Source organism: Bradyrhizobium sp. ISRA442 (assembly GCF_038085055.1).
Lineage (GTDB): Bacteria > Pseudomonadota > Alphaproteobacteria > Rhizobiales > Xanthobacteraceae > Bradyrhizobium.
On sequence record NZ_JALGCN010000006.1, the window covers coordinates 353,208 to 369,992 of the forward strand.

13 protein-coding genes and 5 pseudogenes are annotated in these 16,785 nt (G+C 58.5%); 10 read left to right on the plus strand and 8 right to left on the minus strand.

The window, feature by feature from the left end:
- Window positions 1–116: 116 nt before the first annotated feature.
- On the plus strand, window positions 117–653 hold the full coding sequence (locus MTR72_RS16140) for a potassium channel family protein (protein ID WP_341510591.1): 537 nt from the start codon (window positions 117–119) through the stop codon (window positions 651–653).
- 451 nt (window positions 654–1,104) lie between these two features.
- On the opposite strand, the gene MTR72_RS16145 is transcribed toward MTR72_RS16140, so the two are convergent.
- On the minus strand, window positions 1,105–1,461 hold the full coding sequence (locus MTR72_RS16145) for a hypothetical protein (protein WP_341510592.1): 357 nt from the start codon (window positions 1,459–1,461) through the stop codon (window positions 1,105–1,107).
- 243 nt (window positions 1,462–1,704) lie between these two features.
- Between MTR72_RS16145 and MTR72_RS16150 the strand changes: the two genes are divergently transcribed.
- From MTR72_RS16150 to MTR72_RS16165, 5 genes and pseudogenes are all read left to right on the plus strand, one after another.
- Window positions 1,705–1,998, plus strand: a complete 294-nt coding sequence (locus tag MTR72_RS16150) for a helix-turn-helix domain-containing protein (RefSeq protein ID WP_280968852.1) — start codon at window positions 1,705–1,707, stop codon at window positions 1,996–1,998.
- A gap of 53 nt (window positions 1,999–2,051) precedes the next feature.
- Window positions 2,052–2,207, plus strand: a pseudogene (locus tag MTR72_RS40445) (HipA N-terminal domain-containing protein); the annotation flags it as partial.
- A 52-nt stretch (window positions 2,208–2,259) separates the two neighbouring features.
- A pseudogene (locus MTR72_RS16155) lies at window positions 2,260–2,720 on the plus strand (integrase core domain-containing protein); the annotation flags it as partial.
- A gap of 385 nt (window positions 2,721–3,105) precedes the next feature.
- Window positions 3,106–3,579, plus strand: coding sequence for a hypothetical protein (locus MTR72_RS16160; protein WP_341510593.1), 474 nt, complete (start codon window positions 3,106–3,108; stop codon window positions 3,577–3,579).
- A 1,103-nt stretch (window positions 3,580–4,682) separates the two neighbouring features.
- Window positions 4,683–6,104, plus strand: coding sequence for a hypothetical protein (locus MTR72_RS16165; RefSeq protein WP_341510594.1), 1,422 nt, complete (start codon window positions 4,683–4,685; stop codon window positions 6,102–6,104).
- 248 nt (window positions 6,105–6,352) lie between these two features.
- On the opposite strand, the gene MTR72_RS16170 is transcribed toward MTR72_RS16165, so the two are convergent.
- Window positions 6,353–6,742, minus strand: a complete 390-nt coding sequence (locus tag MTR72_RS16170; RefSeq protein WP_280968849.1) for a hypothetical protein — start codon at window positions 6,740–6,742, stop codon at window positions 6,353–6,355.
- A 502-nt stretch (window positions 6,743–7,244) separates the two neighbouring features.
- On the opposite strand from MTR72_RS16170, the pseudogene MTR72_RS16175 reads away from it, so the two are divergent.
- The 4 genes and pseudogenes from MTR72_RS16175 to MTR72_RS40455 all read left to right on the plus strand — a co-directional run.
- A pseudogene (locus MTR72_RS16175) lies at window positions 7,245–7,551 on the plus strand (transposase); the annotation flags it as partial.
- A gap of 98 nt (window positions 7,552–7,649) precedes the next feature.
- Entirely contained in the window at window positions 7,650–7,886 is a 237-nt protein-coding gene (locus MTR72_RS16180) for a hypothetical protein (protein ID WP_341510595.1), read from the plus strand.
- Window positions 7,871–8,364, plus strand: a pseudogene (locus tag MTR72_RS40450) (transposase); the annotation flags it as partial. The gene MTR72_RS16180 and the pseudogene MTR72_RS40450, both read left to right, overlap by 16 nt.
- An 89-nt stretch (window positions 8,365–8,453) precedes the next feature.
- A pseudogene (locus MTR72_RS40455) lies at window positions 8,454–8,816 on the plus strand (IS3 family transposase); the annotation flags it as partial.
- Between the two features lie 407 nt (window positions 8,817–9,223).
- On the opposite strand, the gene MTR72_RS16195 reads toward MTR72_RS40455, so the two are convergent.
- From MTR72_RS16195 to MTR72_RS16220, 6 genes are all read right to left on the minus strand, one after another.
- Entirely contained in the window at window positions 9,224–9,967 is a 744-nt protein-coding gene (locus MTR72_RS16195) for a 4'-phosphopantetheinyl transferase family protein (RefSeq protein ID WP_341510596.1), read from the minus strand.
- A gap of 2 nt (window positions 9,968–9,969) precedes the next feature.
- Window positions 9,970–11,082, minus strand: coding sequence for a SagB/ThcOx family dehydrogenase (locus MTR72_RS16200; protein WP_280968845.1), 1,113 nt, complete (start codon window positions 11,080–11,082; stop codon window positions 9,970–9,972).
- Window positions 11,083–11,150: 68 nt separating this feature from the next.
- Window positions 11,151–12,605, minus strand: a complete 1,455-nt coding sequence (locus tag MTR72_RS16205) for a 4-hydroxyphenylacetate 3-hydroxylase family protein (protein ID WP_341510597.1) — start codon at window positions 12,603–12,605, stop codon at window positions 11,151–11,153.
- A 40-nt stretch (window positions 12,606–12,645) separates the two neighbouring features.
- Complete coding sequence (locus MTR72_RS16210; RefSeq protein ID WP_341510598.1) at window positions 12,646–13,473, minus strand: class I fructose-bisphosphate aldolase; 828 nt, start codon at window positions 13,471–13,473, stop codon at window positions 12,646–12,648.
- 94 nt (window positions 13,474–13,567) lie between these two features.
- Complete coding sequence (locus MTR72_RS16215) at window positions 13,568–14,704, minus strand: 3-dehydroquinate synthase II (protein WP_341510599.1); 1,137 nt, start codon at window positions 14,702–14,704, stop codon at window positions 13,568–13,570.
- Window positions 14,705–14,762: 58 nt separating this feature from the next.
- The gene (locus tag MTR72_RS16220) at window positions 14,763–16,754 is read right to left on the minus strand and encodes a B12-binding domain-containing radical SAM protein (RefSeq protein WP_280968841.1); all 1,992 of its coding nucleotides are present in this window, start codon (window positions 16,752–16,754) and stop codon (window positions 14,763–14,765) included.
- Between the last annotated feature and the right edge of the window lie 31 nt (window positions 16,755–16,785).

Here is a 16,785-nt window from a genome sequence, read left to right on the forward strand (position 1 = left end):
GCAAGTCAGTGGACTTCACCGGCTATTGGCAGCGGGATATTCCATAGAATTCCCTTTTCAAGGGTCTGGCATGCTGGCAATATGTTTGTACAATTTCAGGTAGTTAGAACATTGGCATGCGACGATTCCAAAGCACGCTGCTTTTTGTAATTTTCCCTCTAGTCGGGAACGTGATTCTCGCAGTTGCGGCTTTCATATTCAATCCCACTGATTTCCGCGCCAACTTGCAGATGTGTTATTTGACGATTGCCGCCGTGCTGATGGCAACGGTGGTCTCGTTCATCGGCTTTAGAATTCATGATCTAGGACCAAAGCGAACAGTGCTCGCTCTGCTAATCCAGAGTGGCACTCTGATTTTTGTTTTTGCAGGGATCTACCGAGGCTTCGGACTGCTTTACGGAGGCACCCCCATTTCCCTCATCGATGACGGGCAGAGCGCACTTTATTTTTCAGTCATCACTTGGACGACATTGGGCTATGGGGATTTCACGCCGCCACCTGAATTGCGATTGATCGCCGCAATTCAGGCACTGCTTGGGTATGCGTTTTTTGGAATCTCTGTTGGACTTGGAACCGCTATACTTTGCGAGAAGCGATCGTCTATTTCAAAATCACAATCGCCATCACCAGCGGCACCAAGGACAGCACAATAGCCGCAATGCGCGCCACCGTCTTAGACGGGTGATCCCTATCGACAATCCAATGTGTTCGTTCATACCGCCATGCGGTCATTGGTGCTCTCCGACCTGAAATTAAGCCGCACTGGAAGTTGCAATACAGATACCCTCGCCCAACCGAACGGCGAAAGCAATCAGTTTGTTCCGCGTGGAGATTGGCGGGTTCATCCTAAAGTGAGGTAAATTGAGCGATTTTCAACGAAGTAACCAAGAATTAACCATTGGAAAGCGCCTATCAAAAGCGCCTATCAGATGACCTGTCAGCGGCCAAATGTGGGCTCGTTTAGAGGATGATCGACCAGTCTCCAGCGATATGGCCTAGCCTCGCCAACCCGCTCTACGCCCTTACCGTCATGGTTGGACAGGCTGTGCTGGATACCTAGCGTCATGGGCTCCGTGGCCGTCCTGAGCAACGTCCAGCGCCCTCCTATAGCGCCCTCCTATAAAGAGTGCCCCGCTTGACCCAGCGGTTTGGTTTGCGCCGCTTCACGTTGATGCCAGCCAGGTTGTAGGCCGGGTCGAGCATCTTGATGACGGCCTTCACGTGCCGCATCTGCTCACTTAGTTCTTCGTGCTTCTGCCGGTTCTCAAGGATGGCCCCGCCTAGCTCGGCGTGAAGCCGTTCAAGCGTAAAGATGGCCGGGCGGGTGTACGGGTTAGTCGTGAGTCTGTGTCGCGCCATAGTGATCTCCTTGCCGGGGAGATGTGCGCGACATTCAAATTGCTTGTGGCGTTTGCGCCATAATACCGCGCTTTTCAGCGCGGGCATAGAAACGACCGCCACGGTGCTCACCCGGGCTGCGGCACGGTCGTCGTGCGGCGAGACCCGCAACCAGGAGCGGCGAAGTCGTTCAGATCACTACGGTCAGGCTGGTCGCCGCGGCGCGGGGCGAGACGAGCGCCGACCGCACCAATATGAGGTTTAGCTCATTATACCCAGAGTATTAGGTAAAACCAATATCGGCCGATATTGCGTAAAAATCATATCCGTCCTATATATCTTAAATCTCATACGGGATGGACCGGCATGATTTTGAAGACAATCAGCGACTTAGGACTTGCCGTCCGGGAAGCCCGCCATCGGCGGAAGCTGACCCAGAAGCAACTCGCCCAGACGCTGGGGACCACCCAGGAGTGGATCTCGCAGTTCGAGACCGGCCGCCTGGAGAATCCGAGCCTCGGAACGGTGCTAAAGGCCTTCGCCACGCTGGGGATCAACCTGAACATCGACAGTGTGCCGGGATCTCTACGGAACGACGACTTGGATACCGGTGATCTGGCGCTCGACGAGCCGAGCTTCCTCAAGGGACGGCGGCGATGAGCAAATTCATGAACGTCCTGATGGGCGGGGTCCCGATCGGCCGTCTCGAGCAGATGGATACCGGCGTCCTCGCCATCGAGTACGCCGATCGTTGGCGCGCGGCCGACAGGGTTCAAATTCCGCTTTCGATGTCCCTGCCTTTTGCCGCCAAGAAGCACACCGGCGCGAAGGTAGCCAACTATCTCTGGAATCTGCTTCCGGACAGCGACCAGACCCTGCAGAAATGGGGACAGATCTACGGCGTGCCGCCGAACAGCGCGTTCGCTCTCAGGACGGCGCGTCGCCCGCGAACTGAAGGCGATCGTCGAACGACGTGGCAAGCCAGGAATGATCGTGTCCGACCATGGCACCGAGTTCATCTGCAACGCCATGCTGGCCTGGAGCAAGGACGCGGCCATCGACTGGCACTTCAGTGCGCCGGGAAAGCCGATGCAGAATGGCTTCATCGAGAGTTTCAACGGCCGGATGCGCGATGAGCTGCTCAACGAGACCCTGTTCTTCGATCTGGATGACGCCCGTGCCAAGCTTGCCACCTGGGTTGCCGATTACAATATTCGGCGGCCTCACTCGTCGCTGAAATACCTCACCCTGCGGCCTACGCCGCCCACCTCACCGCAACGGACGACCGGCTACGCAACCCCGACCAGCTCCGCCGATCGTCCGTTGCTCCACCCACGCCAATTGGCGTACAAAACCCCGAGACTCTAACCGCGGCCGGATGAAAGCTCGGCGGCAGGTCAGCACCTCCCGATGAAATTCCCTGGCCGCTCTAACTGGTAGGGTTTCATTGTGTTGTTTCGGATCGCTGTTTTCGCGGCGTGCCTTTGCACGCCCATAGCTCGGGCCGTTGCAGGTGAACAGCAAGCTGTTGCGTGTACGATCAACGGAAAGTCTGTAAGCGCGGCGGACTGCTTGGCAGCGCTCACTAAGCAGGTGGGTAGCGCCCCTCCTCCGACAACTGCTGGAGCAAAGCCGACCACAGTATGGGCGCATGCCGCTCCGCTGAAAAGCAGCCCATCTTCCCCTCTCCCCAGCCTAAAAACTAGGCCCCCCGAGAAGGCCTACAATACGTGGCGCTGGGACAATACCCTGCTGGTCCGCAATTCCATGGACAACCTGGGTTCGTTCAAGGGCCCGTCCTCCTTGAAGAAGGCGACGGGCGCAGAGTTCTCTTGGGCTCGCGATGGAATAGCGCATAACGATGTTTGGACCGCGCGTGGGTTGGTGCCAGAGCGCCTGTTCAGTTGGGAAGAGCCCAGCCTCCTGCCCTATATCACTCATGCCCTCATTGTCCGCTACGCAGTGTTCGACCGACTCGCGAACACCAACCCCGCGAAAGCGACAAATAGCGTCGACGATTTGACGGGCGGCCTCTCCGCAGAGCTCGCTTTGGCGAACTTTCTCCAGGCAATGCACTATTTCCGCTTTCTCGCCGAAGAAGACGGCGACTTTGCAGGTCGTGCTAAGAATTGGAAGGTCGGTCTCGAATACCAGCCCTTCGGCAATCCCACTCCAGAGCAGGAAACAGCATCTTCGCATATCTCGGCACGCCGCGGCCGCTCGGCCCATACTGGTTTTTGACCATCTCTCCAAAGTTACGCGTTGAGTATCGGGAGAGCCAGGACGGCGCTGTCGATCCGATCTTTTTCCTGCACAATCAGGTGCTGACTCACGTATGATCTCGATCCTCACGGGTATCTGGGGCTCACTCTCAGCTATCGTAAAGGAAAGCTCGAAACCACCGGCGCGAATGTAGATCCGGTCAAGGTTTCTCTTTCTGCGAAGTTCGGTGAATAGAAGTTGCCGACGACGAGCGCAACATCAGATGCGGAGTTGCAGAATGTCCGCAGAGCCAGACGGCTACACCAAGTGGGTCTTTCCTAAAGAAGGGCCGGGTCATGAGGTCTACACTACCGGGCAAGGCCCCAATGTAGTCGTGCTGCACGAACTGTTCGGGCTCACCGACCCATGCTTGAAGCTCGGGCTTCATCTTGCGCGAAACATTCCTGCAAAGGTGCACCTTCCGTTGCTATTTGGCCCGGTGAAGCCAAATTCGATCGAACGGCTAAAGAATGGTGCCAGGGCCTGTATCAGCAAAGAAATCCATATGCTTGCCCGCAACGAGACGAGTCCAATCGTTGGCTGGTGCCGCGCTCTGTGCGACCAGCTAAAGGCAGACGATCCATCTTACCCGGGCGTAGCGGTCGTTGGCATGTGCCTAACGGGAGGGTTCGCCCTGGCGCTCATCGCGAACGCGTCCGTTCGGGGGGGCGTAGTCGCTCAGCCGAGCCTTCCCTTGTTTATTCACCGGGCTTCCCTTGGCCTCACAGATGACGACGTTTCTGACTTGGTCAAAGGAGCGGACCAGCACGAGGGCCAATGCGTGCTCGGCTTACGTCATGAACGCGATTTCATTTGCCCGTCTCAACGGATGGCTACGATCAGAACGCTACTCGGTCCGAGATTTAAAGAATGGACGGTCCCCGGGTGCGGCCACTCAACGCTGACGGCCGGCAAGTCTGAGGGGGCCCTCCAAGAGACCATCGCCTTCCTGTCAGAGCGACTTGGAGTAGCGGGTAAAGTATAGTTGGGGTTTTGGAGGGGTGGCGATCATTGCTTCGTTCCAAGCCCGTTACCTTCACAAAATCTCTGTCTTTTAGGTCGTGAGCTTGACGAGGCGTCAAATGGCAGCACACTCAACGGAACCTGCACACAAAAAAGAGAGCAAGGCGGACTACGTCTATTCTCTTCATGGGATCAGGACCAACGCGTTCTGGCAAACTCAACTCGAGCAGCAGATTGAGAAGAGTACGGGTTTCGAGGCCGGCGCTCGCAATTACATGCGGTTCAGCACGGTCATGTTCGTGCTCAAGAATATTTTCGCAGCCAAGCCGCTCCGACTGGTGGAGGGAGATCTTCTCGATCTTCAGGAGCGCTACCGCGTGAACGTCATCGCGCATAGCTTTGGTACGTGGCTGCTTTTTAACGCGCTGCGCGAGAACAATAAGTTGCGGGTGCACAATATCATAATGTGCGGCTCGATCTTCCCAAGGGCATCCTCAGCATGGCGGCAGCTCAAGTACGGTACCGGACAAATATCCGGCAATATCGTAAACTTCTGCGGCGCGCGTGATCCATTTCCGGCGCTCGCGGAACTTTTATCACGCGACTACGGCGCTTCAGGTGTCGTGGGCGCCGGCGATCCCACGGTCGAAGACTCATTTCACGACGTAGGGCACAGCGGATTTCTAACGCCAGAGTTCTGCTCAGAGTACTGGATCAACATTCTCGCGTCTAAGAAATATACATTGCAGCCAGCTCCGGTTAGACGGCAATGGTACATCCCGGCAATACTCTGGAGCGCCACTCACCGCGGAGCGTTGCTGGTCGCACTTAGTGCAATCGCTGTTCTGGGATATTGGCTAAATCAATCGGAGTATGCGTGCTGGTGGCGCGATTGCTACGTCGATGTTGTGCGAATTCATAACTTTGGGAGTTCGACGCGACAACCCGGGTCTCCGCGCCGCTACGTTGATCAGGTGTCGTTCGAATACTCGTACAACTTCAATCGATCTGAACTGGTGTTCCGTGCTCCACGCGACCGCAATCCTGTCGTGACCAGCCTGATCGGCGACAACTTGGAACGTATCAAGCCGCAGGAAAGTGTCGAGAGGCTCTTCACGGGTGATGATACCGCTTCCAGGGAATATCTAAAATTCAGATTGCCCGTTCGTGATCGTCGGGCAAATTTCTCGGTTGAGTTTGCCAACGACTCCAGCGAAGCACCGGACGGGATAGAGGTCTTTGCGGATAGGACCATACGCAATCTCAAGCTCCAGATCTTTCTCCCGGATCAGGTATCACTCAGTCCTCCAAAAGGCTCCTTTAGAAAAGGCGTCCTCATTAAACGTCAATCGCGTGAAGACGTCGGCGCGAGGAACTGTCAGTTCGACGTGGATGGTCGATCGGTTAGCTGCACGGATCTGAACATCCCAAGCACGTCCGGCTTCTACTATTGCTTCGACGTGAAGGGCTGGAGCGGTCCGCAAGACGTGCAGGAGGTCAAATTAAGCGAGTGCAGACCAAGCGGAGCGGCGAAAAAATAAGCCGGCGCGGTGAATGCTCGCGCCGGCTTGAAACTCGTGCATGCGCCCTGGGGCATCTATGCTTAGCCGCAGGGATCGACCTGGATCATGGTAGCCTCCTCTCGACTATCGATAAATATAAGTTCGCGCCCCTGAATGTTCAATGAATGGATAAAACTGCAATAACAATAATAACTTACGGAGCGACGGCCACATCTAAATACCAGGGTGGGGTTGATAGCGCGCAGCCCATTTGAAAGCGGAAGCGGCTACACCGCCTGGATCAATACAGGTCCTTTGGGGATGAAGTTTTTTAGGTACAGATGGGGCTTCTCGAACCCACGAAGTAAGCTGATCTTCACACCGCGGGTCATCCTTTCGAGTTTCGTGACTTCCCAAAACACGACCCAATGCCCTTGGTTATCCATCGGATACTTCAGTGTGCTCCTGGGTCGGTATTTCATTCCATCGCGGTGCGCACCATTCACCGCTCGGTTGAAACCTATAAACCGGCCGGACCAAGTCGGAGGGCTGATCGGGCTTGTTGCATCGGACGCATAGAAGAGCACGTCGCATTCAGCGCCTTTCAGTAGCTCCTCAAGCTTATAGAACAGCTCCCAATTCTTGCTTCCAAACGCAACCTTACGAGCTTCTTCCACCGTAGCCTGTCCCGATCTCGGCGACGGGGGCCAATAGTGCAACACTCATGTTCATCCCTGCATATGATGGTTCTTTTTGCCGCCTTACTAACAGTAGCAGCTACGACGGAAGCCCGAAGCAATTAAAATTGGCGAGCGGATCGGAGGCCGTTCAGTCACACCGAGTAGCGCGCCAGATGCCGAATCTCACCGTCGAATTTTTCGACATCCGACCAATTGATGCGGGGTGCTTGTTTCTCAACTTCTCGACCGCTGTCGCATAGTGCTCAAGCGCGTCCGCCGGCATTCACCCGTGCCCGAAATCCAATTCGGGTCCGTTTCCCACTTAGGCTCGAACTCACGCAAGGTAATGACATTACCCTTTGGTGGACAAATGGCTCGGACCAGTTCGTCAATAAGCTGTTCTGCGGTCATCATTCGCATGACACGCTCTGCTTCTGGTATGAAACTCCTCCGAATTGATGGACACCTGTAATAAGCTCGAGGAGCCAGGAGGTGTCGAATGGAAGGACGTCAACGTCGGTCGTTTACGGACGACTACAAGCGGCAGGCGGTTGATCTCGTAGCGTCGAGCGGGCGCTCGATCGGATCTGTGGCCAAGGAGCTTGGCCTGCGCGATTCCGTGCTGCGGCGGTGGGTGTAGCAGCGCGGGGCCCGGCTGGAGCCGACGGGCGACGCGGCGCCCCACAACGCAGGCGACGCTGCCGTCGGCGGACCACGCGGCAGAGATCGCGCGTTTGCAGCGAGAGAACGAGCGGCTGCGCATGGAGCGCGACATTTTAAAAAACGGTCCAGCACCGTGGCGCGCCTGTGCGGCGTAGAAACAGCCTTGTGTTATCCTCGATGGCTGGGAGGGTAGCGGCCGGTCGATTATTGGAGGCACAATTCCCGTTAAAAAACGTGGTCCATGGGTGCATGCGAACTTGAGAGTGGTGACGTCGCCCTGGCGACGATCCCGATTAGGAAGATGACGATTGGCATTGCCCAGACCCTCCTGCTCATCATTGAAGGGAGGATTGCCGTGCTCAAGAAGAGGACGGCCGGCGACTGCCCGGAACTTAGGCCGGTCAACGTCGGGGCCGCCGCTATCGACATCGGATCAAAGATGCACATGGCTGCGGTGAACCCCTCGGCGTCGATCTGACCGAGATCCATGGGTTGGGTCCATCACTGGCATTGAAGCTTGTCGGTGAATGTGGCACCGATCTGAGGGCATGGCCGAGCGCCAAGCACTTCACCTCCTGGCTGTGCCTTGCACCGGGCAGCAAAATCTCTGGCGGCAAGGTGTTGTCCTCGCGCACACGGAGATCGTCCAGTCGGGCGGCCGCACTGTTGCGGTTGGCAGCAACAACCGTCGGACGAAGCGATACGGCGCTCGGTGCATTCTATCGCCGACTGTCCGCACGTGCGGGTAAGTCAAGGCGGTGACAGCGACCGCCCGCAAGATCGCAGTCTTATTCTACAACACCCTCCGGCACGGCATGCACTACAGAGACCCCGGCGCGGATCATTATGAGCAGCAATATCGCGACCGTGTCCTCGCCAACCTTCAGCGCCGAGCCAAATCTCTGGGCTTCGTGTTACACGCAACTCCAGGCGAGCCCGATCCGGCTGTTTCTTAGGAAGTCGATCGCGATCTTTGCTGGAACACGGACATGAGATTCCGCTTCATCGAAGATCGCCGCGCCGATTATCCGGTGACGCTCCTGTGCGACGTGCTGGGGTCTCGCCGGCCGGCTATTATGCCTGGCGCTCGCACCCGGAGAGCCGACGATCTGCCGCCAATCGTGACCTCGTCGACGACATCAGACGGGTCCACCGCGACACCCGCGGGCGTTATGGCAGCCCGCGCATCCATGTCGAGTTGAAGGCGCAGGGCCGCGGGGCGAGCCGTGGTCGCATCGAGCGGTTGATGCGGCGTCACGGTATCAGGGCGATCATGGCGCGGCCACGCCGCGTGCGGACCACCGACAGCCGCCACGACCTGCCGATCGCCCCGAATCTGCTCGACCGCAACTTCATCGCCACTGCTCGGAACCAGATCTGGCTGGCCGATATCACCTACATCGAGACCGAAATGCCCCGATGGAGAGCTTCTTCCACACCCTCAAGACCGAGCTCGTCCATCATCGCCCGTACCAACCCCGTGCCGAGGCTCAGCGCGATATCTTTGCCTTTCGAGGGCTTCTACAATCGAACCAGGCTCCATCCCGCCATCGAATATATCTCTCCGATCCAGATGGAGCTAAAAGCTGCTTAAACCCGTCCACTTTTTCGGGGGAAGATCAGACCTTGGCTGCGTCTAGCGACTCGCGTTTACTTGCGATCATGATCCTCAACCGCACGCTGACCCGCCCCATCCCAGTAACATCCCACACAGGAACCACAACAGCCGGCCCACTAGTCTAGCTGGCGCCCACACTTCACGAAGAAGATCGCGCTGGGCAACTCCACTTCAACCGCGATGCAGAAGAACAGCAGTCATGGCAGATCCTCAGCAGAAATCAGAGAGAAACTGATGTCATTCCCCGTTGTTCGCACCGCAGCGGCAGCAGAGTGTGTGTGCGTTAAGGTTTTGCTCCAGAATCGCCAAGCGCTGCCATCGTCCTCACTGTCCGCAGTGACGAGACACCGGCGCGTCCCATCAAAACCAGAAAACGAGATATTGCGAACGGGATAAGATATCCCCAGTCCCCGCCCCTTGAGGTAAGCTTCCTTCAGAGTCCATATCTCAAAAAACCGATGCCGCCGACACTCCTCCGTCAGCCTCATTAGCGCCGATAACTCCTCGGTAGCGAGAACACTCGGGACCAAACGACGATAATCGACCCGATCGATCCGTTCGACATCCACGCCACAATCGGCCCGGCTAGTGACGATGCACGCGACCAGTCCCTTGGTATGCGACAAGTTAAAACGGATCGGTGTCGATGACGGCCAAGCCAGCTCAGGTCGTCCTCCCTTAGCAAGGGCAAAGCAGAGCTCTCGGGGATCCACTCCTAGGTAACGAGCAAGCACGAGCCTCAGTAGGCCGTGACTGAAGATGTACAAGTCGCGATCGCGATCGAAGACGAAGCGCAGAGCGCGCTGGCGCTCCTCTTCATCAAGGACCTCACCTACCGCGTTCCGCAGCCTTGTGCTCGCCTGCTCGGGTCGGCTCAGAAGGATGTCGATGTGTTGCTCCCGAATCCCTCGCCCCGTACCCTGCTCCGCCACCCAGCGCATGGCTAATGCTCCACAACTGACCAATCAACCAGGTCGGCGATCGTTGAAGCTTCCGAACGCGTCCCAATCGCGACCGCATAGATCGCAGACTCCATCACCGGATCGATATCGAGCGCGTCCTCAATGACGGCGTCATCCAATGCGCAGGTGGGCGCGGCGGCAAGGTCGTTTGCGGTAGCCGCCAGGAGCATGTTTTGCGCGATGTGTCCGGCCTCGATCAGCACCACGCGAAATCCCGTCGGGTGCCGGTATTTCCATGCTGTTCTCGCAAAATTTGCAACCAGTAGGATCAGCGCTGCCGCGCCGGAAAACCACACTTGCCCGCCAAGAACCGCCTCGACCAAAGGAAGCTTGTCGAGCGGCGTCGGCGCCAGCGAATTCTCGAGCGCTGAATAGTGATAAACGCCGCGCGGAAGATTTCGGACATTGTATGCGAAGACGTAGGCCTCGTAGGGATTTCTGGCGCCGCCCGACGGCGTCATTTTAAGCGGAAGCTCTCCGATATCCGTCATCGCCAATCCCACGATGCCGAGGCCCGAAAATAGGCAGTCGCGCAACTGCTCCTTTGTGATCGCCGCTTCGGGGCGCCCGTCAAAGCCACGATAGCTGCGGCGACGTTTCATTACTGCAAAACATCCATCGTCCCGCGGTGGCGGCAGAGAGACGACCCGAGCGTCACCTGCGTTAGTCTTGAAGAGAGATATCTGCGGCAATGTTCGAACCCGCTCGGCCATCACTGCGATGCTGCTGCTTGCATCAAGGTATTGGGTGTACTTGATCGAGAAGTGGTAGAGGCCAGCTATTGGTCCCCACGCCCACTCCCGATCGTACTTCTCGTTCCGGTCTCCGAGTGAAGTGCCAGCGACAATCAGGAAGCCGTAGTCCAGCAGCCGTATTACCTCCCTCGCGACAACCGAATAACTTCCCACCTTGTGACTCAATTCGCTGACGCAGCTTGATAGCGGTCTCCAGTCGGAGAATGCGCTCAGTATAGCGATGCTGGTAGGATGCAAATGTCCGCTCATGCGTGACAGGAAGTCGTATCCGGCAATGCCGTCCGCCTCGAAATTAAGTAGCAAAGCCCTCGATCGTCGCACAGGGACCTCTCGAAACATGCGGTTCTCCCAACGCCTTCCTTTGCAGCCTGAAACGGCGGACTGTGTCCCCTGTCGGTCCCATGAGGTTAAGGATCCGGATATGCCCGAATGACATTCAGCATCCGCTCGACAACCGACGTTTGATCAAACGTGAGAAAAAGATTGGTGCGATTACGCGCGAGATCACCGCGATGCCAGCGTTCGTAGAGGTCCTGCCGCGCCGCTGATCCGTCGCCGACGAGGTCCCAGGCAAGGCGAAACAGCCGGGACTTCTCGGTGACATTGATCGATTTGCCGCGCATGTAACGCTCCAGAAACGGTCGCAGCGCGGGTTGCCTCAAGTCGGCTTCGCTAGGCTGCATGACCAAGCCTGACGCTCCGATGCCGCGGACGATCTCCTGCAACCGAGGCGCGATCTGCGCAGCAAAGCAGCTGAGGGGCAGATCACTTCCCGGCGCCCACAAGCCGCCTTCGGTGCGCCGCGCATCCGCTTCCATGCCGCGCAGGCCGAGACGGACCATTTCCGTATACATGACGAGTTCCCCCAGACTCTCGCGAATGCCGCGAAACTCGTCCACGCCGATCGACCTTGCCATCAGTGTCGCCGCGGCAACAAAGGTCACAAGCTTCTGATGGAAGCGCACCTGGCTCGCATAGAGCGACCAGGCATTGATGCTTGCCAGTCCACGGGTCGCGACGTCGCTGTCGTAGAGCAGAAAGACTCTGTTCCAGGGCACCAGCACGTTATCGAAGATGACCAGCGCGTCCTGCTCGTCGAATCGACGCGCGAACGGGTGGCCGTGCCCGCTCTGATGCAGGGAAAACGGCTCGCGACAGAGCACCCTGAGTCCTGGCGTGGGTAGCGGAACCGCAAACCACGAGACGAACTCGCGCTGCCCGCGCTGGGCGTATGAAGCCGATAGATAGACGAGGAGTTCGTGCGCAAATGGGGCGAGGGTCGCCAGTTGCTTGGCACCGCGAACCACGATGCCGGTGCTCGTTTCCTTGACCACGCGCAGCGCAAGATCGGGATCGATGGTGGGGTGGCTTGATCGATCTATCTGTGGGTCCACGATGCTGTGCGTGATGGCGAGATCGGCATCGCGACAATATTCGTAGTACTCCACCGCGTTTTGGCCAAATTGGGGATTGACCGACGCGAGGCTGTCGCGGAAATCGTACAGTCCCACGACAACGCTCGCCATGAAGTCCGGTATGCGGGCCATTTGTCCCCAGGTCTCCCTGGACCAGTGCTCCGTATTGCGGCGCCGCTTCAGGAGGTCGTTCGGTGTTCGCGGTAAGAGGTAGGAGTAGCTAACGCGCCTTCCGCTTTCGGGCGACACGAAGGTCATGATCTCCTGGGTCCCGCTCTGATGCTGCTGATCATAGAGGCGGGCCAGTTCGTCGCGCATGCCGCCGAACGCGGCATGGCTGGTGACATCCACCCGCTCTCCGTCGAGCCAGACCTCTCGCTCATCTTTGAGACTGGCAATGTAGCGCGCACCGGAGAGGACACCCTTCAATTCCATGCTTCCGTACATCTGAGGCCCGCTTCCTCAATTCATGACTAATGTCTTAGCGCTACACCTGTCGCAGACGTGCTTCCTGCCGATCGGCCGCGCCGGTGCTGCAGACCGCTTCATGCAAGAGCCGCAGCGCCCTGCTCTTGTCGGCATGTTGAAACACGTTCCGCCCGACACACATGCCCGCAGCCCCCAGCGCGACCGCGTGCGATGCGACGGCCAGCAATTGATCGAGATCGCCTAGCGGACCGCCCGAGAAGAATACGGCGATATCGTCGACAAGCCCGTCAAGCAGCAACGGCATATCCCGAATCGAGGTCGGCGCCTCGATCTTGACCGCGTCCACGCCGAGCTCGCAGGCGATGCGAATGAGATGGCGCATCCGGGGCGACCGCTGCTCAGGAGCGGTCTGGTCCTTGTCGTAGATCATGGCCAGAACTGGCAGCCCCCAGGCCGAGGCCTCATCGACGATCCGGCCGAGGAGCTTGAGGTTGTGCGCGGCGTTGTCGCGTCGGAAGTTGAGCTGCAGGGACACACCGTCGCAGCCCAAACGCAATGCGGCTTCAATGGTCGTCAGGATTTCCTTGGTGTCGGGCTGCTCGGCGAAATCCGGCATGCCATTCACGTGCAGCATCAGCCCGGCCGCACCAAGCGCGCGCGCTTCGACAAGCCTCGCCAGCGTCCCCTTATGCGCAATGATTCCGTTTATCGAGGGGTGGCTGATCCACGTGCCGAGCGCATGGATGCTTTCGAGTCCCGCAAGGGGCCCCCGGGTCAAACCGTGGTCGATGGGTAAGAGCAACGATCGACCCGAAGCACGATCGGTGAATCGAGACCAGCGAGTCTGCTTTCCAATGCTCTGGCTGCACAGGGTTGCTGTCTGCATTTTTCCCTCACTGAACCGCATCGATCTGTCTACGCCTTCCCAAGCTCCCAGCGCTGTTGTCGACCCGTCTGGGAAGCGTTGTACGGCGCGAGGATCAGCGCTCTAAGATCGTTTCGTCGACGCGTATCCCGACATGCCGCCCGGGCCTTCCCAAATGGCCGAGTACCCTGTCGCCGGGCTTCATATCCGACAGGCAGATCGGTTGGCCACGATCGGAGTAGATCCTCACGTGCCAGTCGTCTTGCAGAAACAAATTCAATATGGCGTCTTCGGCGAACCCGACCTCGATCAGCCGCAACGGGCGAACCTCGGTCTTGACCCGGCCAACCCGAGAATTTCGGGTGCTGCCGTCAAGGCCGACTACCATTGCCGGGCTTCCGGCGCGCAGCTCGCTGAGATAGTTGGTCCGGCCGCCCGGACCGTAGACGTAACTATGAATGGCTCCCGCATTAACGCGGAACGGACGCAAATCCATGTAGGGCATGGGGAAGACCTCCGGGCAACACAGAAGGCCGCCATGAGAGGTCGACCCCACCAGCATCCCCTCGGTCTTTGTGAACATGGTGACGAGATCGACGCAGCTCCGATGGCCCATCCCGGCCGGAGAGGTACGCAACACTGTGCCGGTGCTCAGGATGAGCTTGCCCGACCGGCAGCTCTTAAGACGTTCAAGAAAGTCGTCGAGTGCGCCGGCCGTGCGCGGTGAGAACATAACGCAATCCGGCCCGGATTCCATGACGCCTAGACTGAGGATGGCACCGTCCACATCCTGCGGATCGCTAACGATCCTGACCAGGCTGGTCGAACCGCCCTGCAGCGTTGCGATCGCAAGTTCGAGGGGAATATTGGTGACGTCCTTCAGCTGCAACAGCAACCACCGATACCGGCGTCCCAACTCGATTGCGTCGCGGAGTTCGCCGGCGCTTGCGACCTCGGCACGCAGGCAGCGCTCGAACTGATGCGCAGGCGCCTCCTCGAGAACCTCGACGGATCGACTGGCCACAATCCAGGATGGCTCGTCGGGCGCCCGCAGCCAGCCCGCCTCCACAGCGCTTCTCAATTCCGCTACGCTGTCGATCTGCAGGACGCGACGCAACCGCCCTGGAGCGGCCTGGTGAATCTTGTGCGCCTTCTCGGGATAGAGAAGGATCGCGCTAAACGGCGGATCCGCGATCCGCTCAAGAAGCGGACTCAATGTCTCAGCGTCATACCCGGCGGTATCAAACCACACACCAGGCTCGCGTGTTGCGGACAATCCTGCGCAGACAGCCTGTATTGTCACGGCGCACTCATCCTCCGCTCATTGCCTTGCCGACTGCGGCGGGAGCCAGCTCTGGGATGTCCTGCTGCGGCAGGTGCCGCCAGGTCGGATAGTGATTGCCCATCTCGAGGACGAACAGCCGGCACTCGTCCCAGTACTCCTTCTGGGTTCGCCGCGCCATTCGATACATCTGGCCGCACTCGTGATCGATCGCGATCACGGTGCGCTCCATGACCGGAGCCGTCCGCTTTCCTTCCCGCAGCAACGCGGCTTCGCGAGGAATGTCATACGGACACTCGATCACCCATCCCCGCTGCCGTTTCTCCAGCACCTTCAGCCGACGCAGGTGGCCCGTCGAACTCAGGAGCGTGTTACGATAGACGTAGGGACGCGCCAGCATGTCAAACTCGACCGCCGCCGCGATGGTCTCTGCAAACGGCCCACCGAAGAGATCCGGATTCCCGGCAACAAATTTGAGCAGGAACTCGTCGAACTCCGTCCGGAAATGCAAAACCTGTTCGATCAGGTGGCCGGGCCAGGACAGCGTCGAATAGATCTCGTCGATCTTCTGGCGGCCGAGATGCCACAGACGCGACAGCTCGGTGCCCGACGACTGGTCCATCCATGCCTGGAAGCGCGCAAAGATATCCCCGCGCGTCGCGACGCCCAATCCTTCTGCCAGCGTGCAGGTGTGGTAGAGCGCACGGCAGCCGTGCAGAATGTGCACCGCATTCGTGTACAACAGCCCTTCGACCCAATCGGAGAAGGAAACATCCCGCGTCTGAATGACCGTTCTGGCGCTGCTGTTTTGATCGCCACTCGCGATCGTGACGATTCCGTACTCGTCTTCCTTGCCGTTGTAGCCAACATTGTTGAGCCAGACGAGTGGATATACCGATAAGGCCCGCGCATCCATGCGGGAGAGATCCTGAAGTCCTTTCTTGAAGGTGGCCAGCGTTTCTCCCGGCAGTGGCCAGATCAGCTCAATGAACGAGGCGATACCCAACTCGTTGGTCCGCGCCTGCAGCCGGTAATAGCTTTCATGGCGAATGGCATCCCTGCCCGCAAGCTTCAAGGCATGCTCGTTCAGGCTCTGCAGCGAGAGCGGCTGCACGGATAGCACCCCGCCATGAGCCAGCGTCTTGGCGACCTCGAGGGCACGCTCCGGATTGTTCTTGGCGGAGCTGTAGCGCACGTAGCGCGGATATCCCATCTCCTCCTTGGTCTTGACGAATTTGCGCGCCAACTCCACATCCTCCTCGAAGATCCCGAAATTGGCGTCGCAGATGTAGACGGAGCGCGCCTTGTGCTGCCCCAGTAATTCGATTTCGGCGTGCAGGCGATCGTAGCTCGCGCGTGTGATCTTCTGGCCCGTCGCTCCACCCCAGAAACAGAACTCGCATTGATAGGGACATCCGCGGTTCGTCTCCAGCAGCGCCACCGAGTAGTCCCGCCTGTCAAAGTATCCTTTCAGGAAGGGAGAGGGAATCTCGTCGAGCGACCTGATGCGCGCATATGGCTTTGTCGTCTTCAGTTCGCCACGCTGGAAATAGGAGACACCTCCGATCTGGTCGAATGCCGGCGGGTCGCTGAGCAGGACGCGCAGCAGGTCGCGAAATGTCTTCTCGCCCTCCCCGTTGCAGACCAGCACATTCTCCCAGCCGGGATCGATGAAGTCGGCGGCCCGGTTCAGGACCTCTGTGCCGCCCAGAACAAAGGATGCGCGCGGCATCAGGTGGCGAAGTGCCGGGAGGACGCGTCGGACCAGGCCCGCATTCCAGACATAGATACTGAAGCCGACGAGGTCCGGCTGCGCTTCGTAGATGTCGGTAATCAGCTCGGAGGCGGATATCGCATCGGCATACATGGTATACAGCTGGATGTCCCAGCGTGCCTCCAGATCCGGTTCGGCCATCGCGTAGGCCTTCAAGTATCCTCCCGCCAACGGAATGACGCGCTCCATGCCGTTGAGATGCACAAGCATCGCACGCCGTTTGTCTCCAAAAGCCAAGGCGTCCATGCCGTCCTCCCTGCGCTGCAAAATCTCCAAT

Excerpts from the sequence above, each read along its gene's own strand:
- MTR72_RS16180 (WP_341510595.1), top strand. The coding sequence starts at position 7,650 with ATGGGTGCATGCGAACTTGAGAGTGGTGACGTCGCCCTGGCGACGATC.
- MTR72_RS16140 (WP_341510591.1), top strand. The coding sequence starts at position 117 with ATGCGACGATTCCAAAGCACGCTGCTTTTTGTAATTTTCCCTCTAGTC.
- MTR72_RS16210 (WP_341510598.1), bottom strand. The coding sequence starts at position 13,473 with ATGCAGACAGCAACCCTGTGCAGCCAGAGCATTGGAAAGCAGACTCGC.
- MTR72_RS16205 (WP_341510597.1), bottom strand. The coding sequence starts at position 12,605 with ATGTACGGAAGCATGGAATTGAAGGGTGTCCTCTCCGGTGCGCGCTAC.
- MTR72_RS16200 (WP_280968845.1), bottom strand. The coding sequence starts at position 11,082 with ATGTTTCGAGAGGTCCCTGTGCGACGATCGAGGGCTTTGCTACTTAAT.
- MTR72_RS16165 (WP_341510594.1), top strand. The coding sequence starts at position 4,683 with ATGGCAGCACACTCAACGGAACCTGCACACAAAAAAGAGAGCAAGGCG.
- MTR72_RS16150 (WP_280968852.1), top strand. The coding sequence starts at position 1,705 with ATGATTTTGAAGACAATCAGCGACTTAGGACTTGCCGTCCGGGAAGCC.
- MTR72_RS16160 (WP_341510593.1), top strand. The coding sequence starts at position 3,106 with ATGGACAACCTGGGTTCGTTCAAGGGCCCGTCCTCCTTGAAGAAGGCG.
- MTR72_RS16195 (WP_341510596.1), bottom strand. The coding sequence starts at position 9,967 with ATGCGCTGGGTGGCGGAGCAGGGTACGGGGCGAGGGATTCGGGAGCAA.
- MTR72_RS16220 (WP_280968841.1), bottom strand. The coding sequence starts at position 16,754 with ATGGACGCCTTGGCTTTTGGAGACAAACGGCGTGCGATGCTTGTGCAT.